At 41.1% G+C, this 15,766-nt stretch carries 14 protein-coding genes; 11 read left to right on the forward strand and 3 right to left on the reverse strand.

Going from position 1 to position 15,766, the window contains the following annotated elements:
- The first annotated feature begins 1 nt into the window (after position 1).
- Positions 2 to 1,672 (forward strand): RluA family pseudouridine synthase, encoded by a 1,671-nt coding sequence (locus tag BST86_RS06695; protein WP_105982592.1) that lies wholly within the window; start codon positions 2 to 4, stop codon positions 1,670 to 1,672.
- Between the two features lie 52 nt (positions 1,673 to 1,724).
- Here the strand turns inward: BST86_RS06695 and BST86_RS06700 are convergent, their stop codons facing one another.
- Positions 1,725 to 2,321 (reverse strand): porin family protein, encoded by a 597-nt coding sequence (locus BST86_RS06700; RefSeq protein WP_105982593.1) that lies wholly within the window; start codon positions 2,319 to 2,321, stop codon positions 1,725 to 1,727.
- A 148-nt stretch (positions 2,322 to 2,469) separates the two neighbouring features.
- Between BST86_RS06700 and BST86_RS06705 the strand changes: the two genes are divergently transcribed.
- The gene (locus BST86_RS06705) at positions 2,470 to 2,901 is read left to right on the forward strand and encodes a MarR family winged helix-turn-helix transcriptional regulator (RefSeq protein ID WP_105982594.1); all 432 of its coding nucleotides are present in this window, start codon (positions 2,470 to 2,472) and stop codon (positions 2,899 to 2,901) included.
- A 178-nt stretch (positions 2,902 to 3,079) separates the two neighbouring features.
- On the opposite strand, the gene BST86_RS06710 is transcribed toward BST86_RS06705, so the two are convergent.
- Entirely contained in the window at positions 3,080 to 3,442 is a 363-nt protein-coding gene (locus tag BST86_RS06710; RefSeq protein WP_105982595.1) for a nuclear transport factor 2 family protein, read from the reverse strand.
- A gap of 159 nt (positions 3,443 to 3,601) precedes the next feature.
- On the opposite strand from BST86_RS06710, the gene miaE reads away from it, so the two are divergent.
- The 5 genes from miaE (at position 3,602) to BST86_RS06735 (ending at position 7,473) form a co-directional block, all read left to right on the forward strand.
- Positions 3,602 to 4,207 carry a MiaE family protein gene (miaE, locus tag BST86_RS06715; protein WP_105982596.1) on the forward strand — a complete coding sequence of 202 codons (606 nt, stop codon included), beginning with the start codon at positions 3,602 to 3,604 and terminating at the stop codon, positions 4,205 to 4,207.
- 48 nt (positions 4,208 to 4,255) lie between these two features.
- Positions 4,256 to 4,690 (forward strand): hypothetical protein, encoded by a 435-nt coding sequence (locus tag BST86_RS06720; RefSeq protein WP_105982597.1) that lies wholly within the window; start codon positions 4,256 to 4,258, stop codon positions 4,688 to 4,690.
- 91 nt (positions 4,691 to 4,781) lie between these two features.
- Positions 4,782 to 5,816, forward strand: a complete 1,035-nt coding sequence (locus tag BST86_RS06725) for a COX15/CtaA family protein (protein ID WP_105982598.1) — start codon at positions 4,782 to 4,784, stop codon at positions 5,814 to 5,816.
- Positions 5,817 to 5,895: 79 nt separating this feature from the next.
- The gene (locus BST86_RS06730; RefSeq protein ID WP_055413065.1) at positions 5,896 to 6,408 is read left to right on the forward strand and encodes an IS1096 element passenger TnpR family protein; all 513 of its coding nucleotides are present in this window, start codon (positions 5,896 to 5,898) and stop codon (positions 6,406 to 6,408) included.
- A gap of 6 nt (positions 6,409 to 6,414) precedes the next feature.
- Positions 6,415 to 7,473 (forward strand): nucleoid-associated protein, encoded by a 1,059-nt coding sequence (locus BST86_RS06735; RefSeq protein ID WP_055413066.1) that lies wholly within the window; start codon positions 6,415 to 6,417, stop codon positions 7,471 to 7,473.
- On the opposite strand, the gene BST86_RS06740 is transcribed toward BST86_RS06735, so the two are convergent.
- Positions 7,474 to 8,532 carry a hypothetical protein gene (locus tag BST86_RS06740; protein ID WP_105982599.1) on the reverse strand — a complete coding sequence of 353 codons (1,059 nt, stop codon included), beginning with the start codon at positions 8,530 to 8,532 and terminating at the stop codon, positions 7,474 to 7,476. It abuts the gene before it with no gap.
- 57 nt (positions 8,533 to 8,589) lie between these two features.
- Between BST86_RS06740 and BST86_RS06745 the strand changes: the two genes are divergently transcribed.
- The 4 genes from BST86_RS06745 to BST86_RS06760 are packed head-to-tail and all read left to right on the forward strand — an operon-like array spanning position 8,590 to position 15,721.
- A complete protein-coding gene (locus BST86_RS06745; protein WP_105982600.1) occupies positions 8,590 to 9,483 on the forward strand; it encodes an ABC transporter ATP-binding protein in 894 nt (297 codons plus the stop codon).
- An 11-nt stretch (positions 9,484 to 9,494) separates the two neighbouring features.
- The gene (locus tag BST86_RS06750) at positions 9,495 to 10,337 is read left to right on the forward strand and encodes an ABC transporter permease (RefSeq protein WP_055413069.1); all 843 of its coding nucleotides are present in this window, start codon (positions 9,495 to 9,497) and stop codon (positions 10,335 to 10,337) included.
- A 23-nt stretch (positions 10,338 to 10,360) separates the two neighbouring features.
- Positions 10,361 to 13,639, forward strand: a complete 3,279-nt coding sequence (locus BST86_RS06755) for a T9SS type B sorting domain-containing protein (RefSeq protein WP_105982601.1) — start codon at positions 10,361 to 10,363, stop codon at positions 13,637 to 13,639.
- A gap of 27 nt (positions 13,640 to 13,666) precedes the next feature.
- The gene (locus tag BST86_RS06760; RefSeq protein WP_105982602.1) at positions 13,667 to 15,721 is read left to right on the forward strand and encodes a T9SS type B sorting domain-containing protein; all 2,055 of its coding nucleotides are present in this window, start codon (positions 13,667 to 13,669) and stop codon (positions 15,719 to 15,721) included.
- Positions 15,722 to 15,766 lie beyond the last annotated feature (45 nt).

The following is a 15,766-nucleotide window of genomic DNA, read 5'->3' on the forward strand; positions in this document are numbered from 1 at the left end:
CATGGATCCACTCGTTCATTCTTTCAAAACCGATATTACAAATATTGAATTGCCTTTGCAGTTCAATTATCCGTTTTATTATCAGCCCCATGAGCTCGCCGTTCTAGCAGCCCAGCAATTGCAGGCTTATCTAGAACAACAATCCCAATGGTTCGTCGCTAATGGAACACAGGAAGCTGGAAAGATGTTTGGAGTTTTAGTAGTTCAGGATGAGGAAAAGAATTTAGGCTTTCTCGCTGGATTTTCTGGGAAACTGGGCGGTGAAACAACCCAAGAACATTTTGTGCCACCCATATATGAACTAGAGCGAGTAGATCAGTTTTTCAAACAGGAAACGGACAAACTCGATGCCATTACACAACAGATCGCTGCGCTAGAAAATGATCCAGTCAACATCCAACTAATTGCAGATTACAATGCGCAAGCCATCGCCCAAGCTCAATCCTTAGAACAGGAACAAGAACGCATTAAAGCCCTCAAACGCGAGCGACGCCTTTTGTTGAAACGAGAGAAAGCAGTCATGGAAACCGAAGCTTTTAAAAATTTTGAAGCCCGACAGCGCCAGCTGAGCCTGAACAACAACTTCTTTCTCAAGGAATATGAGGTGTACCTAGACGACAAGATAGCTACCCTTAAAAATCAATTTGAAAGCTTGCAGCTTGAATTGGAAAACCTGCGTAGCAAACGCCGCAAAGGATCCTTATGGTTGCAGGACTGGCTTTTTGACGAGTACAATTTTCTAAATGCTAGAATAGAAAGACAAAACGTAAAAGAGCTCTTTAAAAATCGCATGCCAGACGTGCCACCAGCAGGCACTGGAGATTGCGCAGCACCCAAAATGTTGCAATATGCCTACGCCCAAAACTTGAAACCTATCACGATGGCCGAGTTTTGGTACGGTCCATCGCCTGCGTCTAAAGTCAGGTCGCATGGGAATTTTTATCCAGCTTGCCGCAGTAAGTGTGAGCCGGTTCTGGAATTTATGCTTCAAGGATTGGATGTTGAGGATAATCCGTTATTGGAGAATCCTGCTGTGGATAAGGAGTTGGAAATTATTTTTGAAGATGAGCATATGCTCGCCGTGCATAAACCTGCCGAATTCCTTTCGGTGGCTGGGAAATCCATTATGGACAGTGTTCAAACGAGAATGAAAGCAAAATATCCCAATGCCACTGGTCCCATGATCGTGCACCGGCTGGATATGTCCACTTCTGGTATCCTACTGGTCGCAAAGACCATGGAAGCCTACCATCAGTTGCAACAGCAATTCTTAAAACGAACCGTAGAAAAGCGGTACGTCGCCGTCCTTAACGGTAGCCTTGAAAAAGAGTCTGGATTTATTGACCTGCCGCTGCGTGTGGATCTTGATAACCGACCTTGCCAGTTGGTCGATTTTGAATATGGTAAATCTGCTCGAACAAGGTTTGAAGTTATCGAGCGAAAACATGGTAAAACTAAAGTTCATTTCTATCCCATAACAGGTCGCACACATCAGTTGCGTGTTCACGCTGCCCATGTCGATGGTCTCAACGCACCCATTGTGGGCGACGACCTTTATGGAACTACCGGTTCAAGACTTCATTTACATGCAGAACAGATCATTTTTGAACATCCGCTTTCGCGAAAGCGAATTTCCTTAAACGTTCCTGCACCTTTTGACTTTACGGCATAAAAAAACCATCCAGCGCACTACTGGATGGTTCTATTTGAAATCAATTTGAGTATTATAGGGATAGACTCAAAGCGAGTATCAATTGCTCTGGTCGCGTATCGATGCGACTGCGGTTGATACTTGTATTGTCGTTGATGAATTCTGCTTCATTATCATTAAAGCCACGCTCGTAACGCAAGTCAATACCTAGTTTTCCAAGGTTCAAACCTACTCCAAACTGTGCACCTACCGTAAAATCATCCTGTGCGTCGCCCAGATCAAACTCGACTCTATCCGTTTCAAAGTCCGTATCTAGAATATACTGCAACGATGGACCAGCAAAAATATGCAAAGGACCAACCACGTTAAGCCCCAACAAAATAGGTGCGTCCAACTTTTGGACCTCTAGATCTCCAATGCTGTATTCACTACTTAGCTTTGTGTAGATAAGTTCTGGTCTCAGGTACAATCTACCTAGATCTGCCTTAGCAAATAGACCTAGATGGTAGCCTATTTTACTGTCGGGATTCTCTACATTGTTTTCGATTTCGTTTCTAAAATCGCCGGTTGAGCCATAGTTCACTCCACCTTTAAGACCAAAACCGCTGTCTTCCTGGGCAAATCCCATGACGGTGGTCAACATTACTGCAATCAATAAAAGATTTTTCATAATAGGGTATATTTTGAATAGATAACGGCAAAGGTGCTTGTTTATTGACTTTGACTGAAGACAGAAATGTGAAATATTCTGTAAATTATTTACGAAGGTTCAGAATTTACGTACATTTGTACCTACAATAAATGAAAATGTATTTATCATGAGTCAAAAGTCTAAGTCTGTTCCGCTTTCGCGAAAGCTTGTTACCTCTTTAATCAAAAAAGGTACTGACATGACGGAAGCTATTGGCAGTGTTTTGAAAGAAGAAAAGATTACCATACAGCAGTTCAACGTTTTACGAATCTTGAGAGGTCGTCATGGCAAACCAGCCAGTCTGCAAGATGTAAGTAAAGACATGTTGCATTCCAACTCAAATACGACTAGAGTCATTGACAAATTGGTTCTCAAAAAACTAGTCGAACGCATTCAATGCCCAGAAGACAGGCGTCAAATCGAATTACGCATCACAGATGAAGGGTTAAAGCTTCTAGAAAAGTTGGACACCAAAGTGGATGCTCGCGAAAAAGAATTAACGGACGCTTTAAATGCTAGCGAGATCGAGTCCATTTTAAAACTCATCGATAAAATCTAAGACTGTTTCGTTCTTAACAAACGAATAAAAATTTGCGTTACGCTATCATATAAATGGAATTGTGGTAGAAAAGCCATAGTTGTTGATCAAAAAGGGTTGCTTTATGGCAACCCTTTTTTATGGTGACTTTATTATTTACGTGCTATAAATGGTGTGACCAATATTCAACTATTAACACTTATTCTTGTGTATCATAGAAAAATTGTTCTTTCCAAATCTTACCATCCTTGACCTGATAAACCGCTAATTCGTTCATCTGGGAACGTTCACCACTAGGCTTATGCGTCGTGTCCATCCAGAATCTCACGGCAAAGTGATGATCTGCCACGATGGGATCTGACACTTCAGTGTCGTGCACTTCAAAGTTTTCATTCCACCACTCGCCTTTTTTCTGAAGGCCATCCATTCCGTGAACTTCTTTCATGGGCTCTGACATTTCTATACTTGTAATCTCTGGACTGTACAATTCTTGGTAGGCTTTATCTTCTTGACGGTTGCGACAATATTCCACTAGTTTATTGGCTACTTCTTGGGTATTCATAATCGATGTTTTTGAGTGACGATTTAAATATAACAAATTGATTTAATGATCAATACGATCAATAAGTTTGATTTTTTCAGATGGTTATAATTTTGAAGATAATGCGTATTCCTTAGGCTATATCTTGACGTTACAGCATTTGTAAACGATCTTTGTATTATGGAAAAAGCCGTTTCAAAAACAACTTTAGGATTGAACTTACCTACAGATCCACGATGGGTAGATCTCGCTGCGATGAGTTTACAGGAAATACTGACAGACCATGCTTTTTGTGAGCAAAAGGCAGCCAGTACCATGATTACCATGGTACAGATGCATTCTGACAAACCAGAATTGGTCGATGCACTCGCTCCTGTTGTAACGGAAGAATGGGGACATTTTAGAATGGTACTGGCCGAGTTAAAAAAACGCGGTCTCACGTTGGGATTGCAACGACCAGACGACTACATCAAAACATTGATGAAAGGAAAACCTAAAGGTCAAAGTCGCGATTTCCTTTTCTTGGATCAGCTGCTGATTTGTGCCTTGATTGAAGCTAGAAGTTGCGAGCGTTTCAAGATGTTGTCAGAAAAATTGGAAGATGAAGGTTTGAAAAAATTCTATCATCAATTTATGGTGGCGGAGGCTGCTCATTACAGAATGTTTTTGGATTTAGGCAAGACCTATTTCCCTGAAGAACGTGTGATGGACAGATGGCAATACTGGCTGGAGTATGAGGCTGCGATGATGAAAGACCGAGAAGTGCGTGGAGATCGAATGCACTAAGGCACATTTAAAGATTTAAAATTAGAGTATCGACTTATTTAATACCATATGAGTGCACAAAAAAAATTCAACAAGGCAACGATTATAGGTATTATAGTTGGTAGCTTGGCTTTTGTGGTATCTTACTTTGGAATCCAGCAGCTGTTCAAATCAGACCAAAGTATTGACTTACAACAAGCAGTAACAATCGTCAATAAAAAAACTCCATTTATAGTCGATGACTCTACTAGACTAGATAGTGCCTCTGCGATAGGAAATACTAATTTTATATATCACTACACACTTTTTGATATCAAAGCTACAGAGGTAAAGCTAGATAGCGTTAACAAATACCTCAAGCCGTCAATTATTTCAAATGTTTCCAGTAGTCCTGAGTTAAAAGGTTTTAGAGATAATAAGGTGATTATGGACTATAGATATTATGATAGTGACGGTATGTTCATTACTGAAATTTCTGTAACTCCAGAATTGTACAGTAAATAAGAGCTAACCTATAATGCATCATGCAATTATTAGATATCGTTATCGATTAATCATAGAAAATAAAGTTGTAGATCTAGAATAGATATTAAATATGTTCACAGAAAAAAACTACCGTCGCTGGCTCAGGCTTAGTATTCTGGTCATCTACCTCATCATCATCGCTGGTGCCGTGGTACGAATGACTGGTAGCGGCATGGGCTGTCCCGACTGGCCTAAATGTTTTGGATATTGGATCCCACCAACTGAGGAAGCCGAACTAGAATTCTCTCCCAACACATCTTATAAAAAAGGCATGGTCATCATTGTTGATGAAGAGCTGCGTGTGGCCCGTCAAGACTTTTTTACCACAGATTCTTACTCAGAATCTAATTGGGAACCCTATACCAAACACGATTATGCAGTCTTCAACAAATTCCATACGTGGACAGAATATATCAATAGGTTGATCGGTGCTTTAGGCGGTCTCGTGGTTTTATTTGCTGCGATCTTATCGCTTCAATTTATAAGAACCAGACCTAAGCTTACGGTATTGACCGTGGTCGCATTGCTTGCCATGCTCATACAGGCAGTGATTGGAAAAATAGTTGTCGATACTTTATTGTCACCAGTATTGATCACCATACACATGATCGTGGCGTTACTCATCGTTGGTCTGTTGATCTATCTTCTTTATGAAGTGCTGCCGGCAACTACAAAATATAGGAATGACGGTAGACTAAGTAAAGTAGCATTAGGCATCATCATTCTCACCTTGGTTCAGGTTGCCATGGGTACACAGGTGCGACAATTTATAGATCATCAGGTAGACCTTTTTGGCTATCCATTGAGCTCAGAATGGCTGGAAAATGGACCAATAATCTTCTTTATCCACCGCAGTTTTTCCATCGTGTTGTTATTGCTGCATGCTTGGTTCATTTTTGTAGCCATGAAAACCTGGAATCATCCAGCACGCTCCTATTCTATTTTGGCAGCTTTGCTATTGATTACTATAAGTAGCGGTGTGATCATAAACTATTTTGATTTTACTCTGGCCTCGCAGCCTATCCACCTTGTGGTAGCATCCTTGATTTTGGGATTGCAATTCTACATCTGGATGCGATTGAGGTCTGCAAGAATTAAAGCCTGATTTTCTCAATAAGCGCTAGTTCCAAGGCTTCCAGAAATCTTTAAAATCCTATCTTTGCGCTCCCTTAAAATCTAGGTTTATGATTTATAGATTAAGAGCAATTCTGAATGCTACAGAAGATGTTTTTAGAGACATAGAAATTGAAGACAACTCTACTCTAGAGGATTTGCACAACGTGATCACGCAGTCATTTCAGCTGCAAGGTGACGAGATGGCGAGCTTTTATACCAGTGATGAAGACTGGAACCAAGGTGAGGAATATTGCCTATTTGATATGAGTGAAGGCGCCGCACCTTTAAAGAAAATGCAGGATACCGCGATGAGCGAGGTGATGGACAAAAACAACACCAGGTTGATCTACATCTATGACTTTTTGAACATGTGGACGTTTATGCTCGAACTGGCAGATATCGCTGGTCCTGTAGATGGAACAGCTTATCCTCAGGTCATTTTTGAAATGGGAACCTTACCAGATTCACCGCCAGATCCAGAGTTTGAGGCAGATCCACGTTTTGCAGAGGACGACGATGACGATGAATACGGTGACGATGAAGAGTTCTATGAGGACTATGACGATAACGAGTTTTATTAAAAACACATGATCAACCTATATAATACCAGAATTGAAGACCTCGCGATCCATCGCGTGGGAAACAAGAATAAAGGTGAGATGTTGCTCACTTCCAGCAATAGTACGCCGCTGGATGACGAGATGCACTCGCTGCTCAAGGAGTATTTCTTGAAACCCTTTCGTTCTAAAGAAGAGGCTTACTATAGTTTTCATCATGAAGAAGACCTAGAGTTTCATGAGATGTTCGCTTTCGCGAAAGCGATATTCTCCACACCAGCAACCTTACTGGATAACTCTAAAAAGATCGCGAAACACCTGTACCAGCAGTCCGTACATCCACACATAAGAAGCGGTGAGGTCTACGTTTGTCACTTGACTAATGTGATGCTGGATAACAATAAGGTTGATGCCATAGGTATCTTCAAAAGCGAGATCAAGCAGGATTTTCTGCAATTTGAGGAAACCGAAACCGATCTCAAAATGATCCTCAAACAAGGCGTGAACCTAAATAAACTGGATAAAGGCGCCATCATTTTTAATGTGGAGCAAGAAAACGGATTCAAAATTCTAAGCGTGGATTCCAATCGTTATGATGCAAAATACTGGCTGGATGACTTTTTGGGCGTGGACGTATTTGAGGATGAGAACTTCTTCACAAAAAAGTATTTAAAATTTTGCCAGGATTTTGCAAAAGACGTCGTCCTTCCTGCCGAGGATAAAAAGGAAGAAGTGATGTTCATGAATCGTGCAGTCAATCACTTTGCAAAAAACGACACCTTTGAAGAGTCTGCCTTTTTGAACGACACTTTTGAAAATCCAGATCTTATTCCAGAATTTAAACACTATAAAGTCGAGAAAGGTCCTAAGTATAGTATTGAGGACGTTTCCAACTTCCCTATTTCAAATACAGCGGTAAGTGCTGCCCGCAAAGGCATTAAAAGTGTTATCAACCTAGACACACACGTGCAAATCAAAATGGACTTTACCAATAGCGACAGTGCCGAGAAGTTTGTGGAAAAAGGTTGGGATGAAGAACGGCAGATGTACTACTACCTCGTTTATTTCAATCGTGAAGAGAAAAAGTAATTACAGCTCATTAGCATAGTTACGCCTCACAAATTCTAGCGCGGTATTAAGAACCGATCCCATGTTGCGACAGTTTTTGAACTTGATATCGCCGGTAAAGTCTAGCAGCTCTCTTTTGAGTTCTTTAAGCTTATCGTTAGAGCTCAAATAGTCTGATCGCATGCATTTGAGCAGCGCCTTGTAACGAGATTGTGTATTGATCAATCTCTTTGCAATAAGTGCTCGTTCTTCTTTTTTATACTGCTCGATGCTTTCGTTTTTGAGGCATTCTGCTACGTTCATGACCATAGGCACGTTTTCTTTAAAAAACTGTGGCCGGTAGACTTTAAGCCTGCCTTCATAACTCTGCTGGTCAAAATCAATAGCTCGTATCGCATAACTGACTCTGTCAAAGTCATGTGTTGGAATAATAACATAATTATAGGCGCGCATATCACCCAACAAACGTATGAGGCAGCGCTCGTTGAATTTCACAAATTCTTTGGCTATTTGCGTGCGCTCTTGATGGCTACAAGCTTCTAGATAATCCTCAATAAATTCATCACCAGGAATACCAGCAATATGCTCTTCTATGAGTGTATCTCCATTCACTAAAAAATTGATGCGGTGTGGTGAGAGCAAGTGTTCTAACTCAAGACCGTAGATCCTAGAGGCATCTGCCTTTTTCACGTAGAAATAGGTGTGACCATCATTCAAAATGTTCCTGATCTTGATCCTGAATGGTTTTGTATTGCCAAAGGTGCAGTAGTCCACCGCATCGACCGTAAGGAAATCCTGGGACTGGTCGCGGCCATCACTGTGCAATACATCGTATATATGTTTAAGGTCACGGTCGATGTGTTCGCGCTCATGATCAGAATAATAGCAACGTACCCACAAGGTATCATCGTCATTGCTATCGTACACAGTCACCGCACCTTGAAAGCGTAAAAGGTCATCATAGGAAACCGTGATTCTCGATTCTCTATTGTATTTTTTCAAATAATCCTTAAGCTTTTGATGTACTGGAAATGTGGGCTTTTTTCTTGATAAGAGCTTATCATCATGAACTTCATTCATTCGTGTCGTAACGTTTTGCGATTAACTTAGTCTCATATTACAACAAAAACACCAACTGTGGAAAAAATCCTTGACATTAACCAACTTTCAAAACATTATGGACCTCTTAAGGCGGTCGACAATGTAAGTTTCAAAATAGAAAAAGGTCACGTGTATGGCATTTTGGGTCCTAATGGTAGTGGTAAATCCACAACTTTAGGAATGGTGCTCAACGTGGTCAATCCTACATCTGGAAGCTATTCATGGTTTGAGGGATTGACCAGTAACCACGACGCATTGAAAAAGATAGGCGCGATTATCGAGCGGCCTAATTTTTATCCCAGTATGGATGCGGTGCAAAATCTCAAGCTTGTTTGCAAGATCAAGAACATCTCTACAGATAAAATTGAAGAGAAACTGGAGCTGGTAGATTTGCTTTCGCGAAAGCATAGTCCCTTTAAAACATATTCGTTAGGTATGAAGCAGCGTCTTGCCATCGCGAGTGCATTGCTCAATGATCCTGAAATATTGATTCTTGATGAACCTACCAATGGGCTGGACCCGCAAGGAATTCGAAAAATACGGGATATCATCCAACACATTGCAGCCCAAGGAACCACAATTTTGCTGGCTTCTCACCTTCTAGACGAAGTTGAAAAAGTATGCACCCATGTAATTGTGCTGCGTAAAGGCAGTATGTTGTACTGTGGCCCGGTTGAGGAGATGAACAAAAACTTCGGCTCCATATTAATTGATGCAAAGGATCGTACCACGCTAGCTGAATTTCTCAAAACGCAAACCTATGCAGGTTCTACAGAAGATACCATGGATGGGTTTGAGGTGAAATTGCTAAGTGACGTGGACACCACAAAAATCAATCAAGATGCCTTTAATGCTGGCATTGTCCTAAGCCGACTCATGTTCAAAAAACAGAGTCTCGAAGATCAATTCATTGAATTAACCAACAACTAAACCAGCCCAGAATGAAGCGTTTACTCGATATAGAATTCCATAAATTTAGATACAGTCGCAGCAGTAAGGTATTGACCACAATATACCTGACTATAGTGGTGTTACTCATGTTCGGCGGTATGATACGCCTTGAGTTCAATGGATTTTCTGGTAGTCTATCTGATTTGGGCATTTTCAACTTCCCGATTGTATGGCACATAAGCACCTACTTTACCAGTTTTTTAAAGATTTTTATTGCGATAGTGATCGTTTCCCTCACTGCCAGTGAATACAGCAATAGAACCATTAAACAAAACTTGATAGATGGATTGAGTAAAAAAGAGCTGGTCCTTTCCAAGTTCTATTTTGTTCTAGTTCTGGCCGTATTGACAACAATCATTGTTTTTGTGGCTTCTCTTATTCTAGGCCTGATATACTCAGATTATAATGAGATAGGCATCATATTCTCTGACATGCAGTTTCTAGGTGCTTTCTTTTTAAGCCATTTGATCTTCTTTTGTTTCTGCCTTTTTGCTGGTATATTATTGAAGCGCAGTGCCTTTGCGCTAGGATTTGTATTCGTTTGGTACATCTTTGAAGCGCTACTTAATCTGGGCGCTCGTGGATTGGACTACTATTTCCAATTAAATTCCTTGGAATGGCTGCAGCACATCTTACCGCTCAATGCAATGTCAAATTTGATCAAACAACCATTTACACGCATTAGCCTGATCGATTCTGGTTTGAACCAATTGGGTCAAGGTGAAGTCACTTTTGAGTATGCGGTGGAATGGATTGATGTGGCTTCAGTGATTGTCTGGAGCACCTTGTTCATTTATTGGTCATACTGGTTGATCAAGCGCAGGGATTTATGATGCTTATCCCTTAATTTAGCAACATGATAAAAACACGTTTTGTTTTATTTGTGTTGCTTCTCTTAGCTTCACGAGTTGGCTTTGCACAATTAGAAGCTGCTAATTGGTATTTTGGAGACAACGCAGGAATACGTTTTGATCCAGATACAGGTGAGGTACGTGCCTTGACTAACGGAAGTTTAAGGACCGATGAAGGGTGCTCTACAATATCAGATACTGATGGGAATCTGCTGTTTTACACAGATGGTATTGATGTATATAATCGCAACCATACCTTCATGCAAAATGGTCGAGGTCTACGCGGTAATCCATCTAGTGCGCAAAGTGGTATAATCATACCCAAACCTGGAGATCCAAATATATACTACATATTTACTGTAGATACCAGACTTCAAAATAATACACCTACAGGAATGCATTATTATGAGGTTGATCTGACCCTTGACGGTGGTTTGGGCGCTGTTACCACAGATGTAGCAAATCCACCAAATCTACTACGAGATTGTTCAGAAAAAATTGCTGCGATAGGCGCAGATAATGGTGAGGATATTTTTGTGGTCGCCTATGCTAATGCTGATGGCTCACAACCCACCAACTTTGATACATTTTACGTTTATACAGTTAGTTCAACAGGGCTGGATCTTACACCTGTCACAAGCACATTTCCTCAAAAAATTAGCGGAAGAAGAGGAAATCTAAAGTTCTCGTCAGACGGTTCAAAATTAGTTTGCGCAAACATGCGAGATGGAACCAACCTTTACGATTTTGATAATATAACCGGTATTGTTTCCAATGAAAGAGCGCTAACACTACCATTCCCTAATTATGCAGGATATGGAGTTGAGTTCTCTCCTAATAATGATCTTCTATATGTTTCTGCTTCTAATGACTTTAATGGTCAGTCAGCTAACAATCCGTCTAACCATACTTCTAGTGTCTATCAATTTGATTTGACTAGACCTAACATCACCGAGATCAACAACAGTAGATTCTCTCTATACTCTGGACTAGGTTATAGAGGTGCTTTACAATTAGGGATTAATGGTAAGATCTATAGAGCATTGTCTGACACTTATGATGATGGAGCACCTTTTTTAGGCGTCATCAACAATCCTGATATCAGAGGTGCTGGCGCCGATTATCAACATGACGCCATACCACTGAACGGAAGAAGATCACGTCAAGGATTACCACCATTCATTCAAAGTTTCTTTGCCACTATTGATGTTGAAAATGTATGTCTGGGAGATGAAACGATGTTTTCTTTCGAGTCAGACGTAACGCCTACCTCTGTTCTTTGGGAATTCGGTGATGGTAATTCATCCACCTTGGAAACATCAAGCAATCAATACAGCGCCGCAGGCATTTATCAAGTTACCTTAACATTGGATTTTTCAGGAGCGGTGAGAAAGTTTTTTAAGCAGATTGAGATTTTTGAATCGCCAGTGGCAAATCCTGTTGACGATATGTTCGCTTGCGATAACAATCTGGACGGCAGCGAGACTTTTGATTTTATCGATGCATCTGATCAGGTACTCAATGGTCAGAATGCGCAAATGTTTGAGGTTACTTATTATCTGAATCAGACCGATGCTGACCAAAAAACAAACCTTATAAATGTTCCATACACTAGTAATCTTCCACAACAAGAAATTTTTGTTAGAGTCGATAACACATTTAATTCTGAGTGCTACGATACCACGTCGTTTCTCATCAATATCTACGACCAGCCTGTAGCAAATCCTGTCCCAGATCTAGAAGAATGTGATGATAATTTTGACGGTATCGAGACTTTTAATCTTGCCGCTCAAAATGCAGGAATTTTAGGATCACAGTCTGCTACAGACTTTACCATTTCCTATCATTTGAATGCTAATGATGCTGACTTAAATCAAAATCCGTTGCCTTTATCATATCGCAACACCACGCCATTCAGACAGACTATCACCGCAAGAATTGAAAACAATGCAGAAAATTCTTGTGCTGCTCTAATTGACTTTGACCTAGTCGTTGAAGAGCGTCCTGAGGCCATAGATTTCACTGGATTTCAATGTGATGAAGATGGCGTACCAGATCAACGTACCAATTTCAACCTATCTAGTTTTGATGCAAGCATCTCAAACAATGCAAGCAACGTAGAGGTGACATATTATTTAAACGCCACAGATGCCATTAATGACAATAATCGCTTGGACAGCAATGACTACCGCAATCTAACGCCGGTACAAAATATAGTGGCTCGTGTCACGAATATCAATACAGGTTGTTTCAATACCGCAAACATAACCTTAAGAGTAAGTGCTAGCGATGCTCAAGACGCACTATTAGAACAGTGCGATGATGATGGTATGCAGGATGGATTGCACCTATTTGACCTGACTAACGCCAGCGGCACTGTTTTGACTAATGCGCCCAGCGATGTTACCGTCAATTATTACCTAAGTGCCAGCGATGCACTGGCAGAGCGTAATGCTCTACCTAGCCAATACACCAATGTGGTTCCTAATAGTCAGATAATCTACGCCAGAGCAGAATCGTCAGATGGGAACTGTTTTGGGATAAGCGAGGTAGAATTAAGAGTTAACGATTTACCACAAGTCGTACCTACTGATTTCCAAGAGTACTGCGGTAACAATCCGCAACCTTTGACCATTGATGCTGGACCTTTGCCTGGCGCAACAACAGACTACACCTATGAATGGAGCACTGGCGAGACGACGTATTCCATCGATGTTAGAAATGGCGGTGATTATACGGTGATTGTATCTAATGCAAGCAATTGTACCAGTGAACGCATAGTAACAGTAGTGATAAGTGAACCTGCAACAATCGACAACGTTGATGTGGTCAATGCAAATGGCGGAACATTCGGGTCGGCGACGGCGGTCGTGAGCGGTTTGGGCGATTATGAGTTTAGAATCGACCCTAATGCTGGATATCAAGACAGTCCTATTTTTGAGAATCTGGAGCCAGGTTTTTACACCTTGTACGTTAATGATAGAAAAGGTTGCGGTGAGACCACAGCAACGTTTAGTATAGTGGGATATCCGAGGTTCTTCACGCCTAATGGTGATGGATTCAATGATTTCTGGCAGCTGGATGGTGTCAATGGTAACTTTGAACCAGATGCAACGATCTATATATTTGACCGCTATGGTAAGCTATTGAAACAGCTATCGCCTAGTAGTCCAGGTTGGGACGGCACTTTTAATGGAGAGCCGTTACCATCGACTGATTATTGGTTCAAGGCGACACTTACAGATGGTACAGAGTTTTCGGCAAATTTCTCTCTTAAGAGATAAGATCGCCCTTGCAGGCAACTTCTTTTCATGAACAAAAAGATACTTCCTTATGTGATGATGTTGCTGTGTTTCGCTTTCGCGAAAGCGCAATTAGAATCATCGCAATGGTTTTTTGGAGAGCATGCAGGAATAGATTTTAGGTCTGGAACCATCGCGCCCACCACGATAAGCCAGATGCAAACCGGTGAAGGTTGTGCCACTTTATCAGATGAAGACGGCAACCTGCTATTTTATACCGACGGCTCTACCGTTTACAATAGAAACCATGAGATCATGGTGAATGGAACTGGTTTGAAAGGGAATTCATCCAGCACCAGCAGCGCCGTTGCCGTACCTTTTCCCGAGTCTAATAACCTGTTTTATATCTTTACCGTGGATACAGACGATCTGGTCTATCGCCTGGCCGAAGGTATGCACTACTCCATCGTGGACATGACACTTGATAACGGCAATGGCGCCATTCTTCAAGATTCCAAAAACACTCGAGTCCTAGAACGAACCTCAGAAAAACTGACGGCTATAGAAAATGGAACCAATACCGGTTACTGGATCATCACCCAATTTGAGGACAAGTTTTATAGCTATGAACTGACTGCTTCAGGGTTGTCCATGAGTCCTGTTGTTTCTCAAGTTGATCCATTTATTGAGCTTTTGGATTTCTTTATTACCAATGTAGATGTGGCTGCCATGCGCGGCTACATAAAGGTCAACAGCTCTGGAACTAAACTGGCTGCTGCGCATTTTTCCAATAATACACTGGCAGACTTTAACGGAATTACAAGTATTCTCGAGGCTCGCAGCCTGGCTTATGCACAAGGTGGTGAACTTTATATCTACGATTTTGATAATAATACCGGTATAGTAAGCAATCCAGTACCTTTATTGATCAGAGAAGATGAAGGTTCCTATTATGGTATAGAATTCTCACCAGATGGGAATTACCTATATGCCGAAGTAGATTACCTGCGACCGTCAACCACAAGTATTTTTGAATTTGTAGGTGGTGAGATTGCTCAGTTTAATTTGAACGCTACAGATATTGCAGCATCAAAACGAACGATTTACCAAGATCAAAACCAGCTGTTTAGAGGTGCACTGCAATTGGGTATCGATGGTAAAATATATCATTCCAGAATCAATCAAAATGCTTTAAGCGTTATATCAAACCCCAACGATAATAATATCCCTGTAAATTATGGTTTCAACGAGCAACCTTTGCAACCAGGCACTTTAAGCGTTTACGGGTTGCCTATTTTTGTTCAAAGTTTTTTTCAAGAATTTGAAATCAAGCTTGAAAATGGTTGCGATGGCGACGCCATTACTTATAGCCTTGAAACGAATACTCAGGAGTATAATGTGGTTTGGGATTTTGGAGATCCTGCATTGGGATCGGCTAATTCAAGTAGTGACCGTGAAGGAATCATTGAGTTCTCGGCTGCTGGAAATTATGAAGTCACCGCAGTCGTGTCCACCTTGTTCCAGACCATTACCTTAGCCAAAACGATTACCATCTATCCTCAAGTACAGATTAATGATCTGGACTTGAACCTAACCGAATGCGATTTAGGACCCAACGCTACATTTTTTGATCTTAGCGGTATCGCAGCTAGCATCAACCCTAATCAAGATCAAAATGTTTCCATTCACGAGACTCGCGATGCTGCGATCGATAATACAAACGCGATCAATGCGACGCTTCCATTCCTGATCAATAGTTCTGAGCAAACCCTTTACATTAGAGTGGCAAATGAAAACTGCTACCAGATTGTAGAATTACTATTGACAATTGTGAAATGTCCCGTTCAGGTATTCAACACGTTAACGCCTAACGACGATGGTGCAAATGATAGCCTTCAAATTAATGGTTTACGCGACATCTACGATGATTTTAGGATTTCCATATTTAACCGTTATGGTAGGTTGGTATGGAACGGTGATGCGACCACGGCTAATTGGGATGGCACTTCCAATATTGCGGGAACTAATGGCGATCTTTTACCTGCGGGTACCTATTATTATGTCATCCAACTCAATGATCCAGAGGTGAATGATCCAGCTGGATACATCTATCTCACCTATTGAAAAGGCTGTAGTTTTTTCGCTTTCGCGAAAGCGAAAACTCCACAT

Source organism: Nonlabens agnitus, from assembly GCF_002994045.1.
Lineage (GTDB): Bacteria > Bacteroidota > Bacteroidia > Flavobacteriales > Flavobacteriaceae > Nonlabens > Nonlabens agnitus.

What these genes read in the sequence shown, in the direction of transcription:
- BST86_RS06730 (WP_055413065.1), top strand. Translation starts at nt 5,896, where the DNA reads ATGATTTATAGATTAAGAGCAATTCTGAATGCTACAGAAGATGTTTTT.
- BST86_RS06740 (WP_105982599.1), bottom strand. Translation starts at nt 8,532, where the DNA reads ATGAATGAAGTTCATGATGATAAGCTCTTATCAAGAAAAAAGCCCACA.
- miaE (WP_105982596.1), top strand. Translation starts at nt 3,602, where the DNA reads ATGGAAAAAGCCGTTTCAAAAACAACTTTAGGATTGAACTTACCTACA.
- BST86_RS06750 (WP_055413069.1), top strand. Translation starts at nt 9,495, where the DNA reads ATGAAGCGTTTACTCGATATAGAATTCCATAAATTTAGATACAGTCGC.
- BST86_RS06725 (WP_105982598.1), top strand. Translation starts at nt 4,782, where the DNA reads ATGTTCACAGAAAAAAACTACCGTCGCTGGCTCAGGCTTAGTATTCTG.
- BST86_RS06720 (WP_105982597.1), top strand. Translation starts at nt 4,256, where the DNA reads ATGAGTGCACAAAAAAAATTCAACAAGGCAACGATTATAGGTATTATA.
- BST86_RS06700 (WP_105982593.1), bottom strand. Translation starts at nt 2,321, where the DNA reads ATGAAAAATCTTTTATTGATTGCAGTAATGTTGACCACCGTCATGGGA.
- BST86_RS06755 (WP_105982601.1), top strand. Translation starts at nt 10,361, where the DNA reads ATGATAAAAACACGTTTTGTTTTATTTGTGTTGCTTCTCTTAGCTTCA.
- BST86_RS06695 (WP_105982592.1), top strand. Translation starts at nt 2, where the DNA reads ATGGATCCACTCGTTCATTCTTTCAAAACCGATATTACAAATATTGAA.
- BST86_RS06710 (WP_105982595.1), bottom strand. Translation starts at nt 3,442, where the DNA reads ATGAATACCCAAGAAGTAGCCAATAAACTAGTGGAATATTGTCGCAAC.
- BST86_RS06760 (WP_105982602.1), top strand. Translation starts at nt 13,667, where the DNA reads ATGAACAAAAAGATACTTCCTTATGTGATGATGTTGCTGTGTTTCGCT.
- BST86_RS06735 (WP_055413066.1), top strand. Translation starts at nt 6,415, where the DNA reads ATGATCAACCTATATAATACCAGAATTGAAGACCTCGCGATCCATCGC.
- BST86_RS06705 (WP_105982594.1), top strand. Translation starts at nt 2,470, where the DNA reads ATGAGTCAAAAGTCTAAGTCTGTTCCGCTTTCGCGAAAGCTTGTTACC.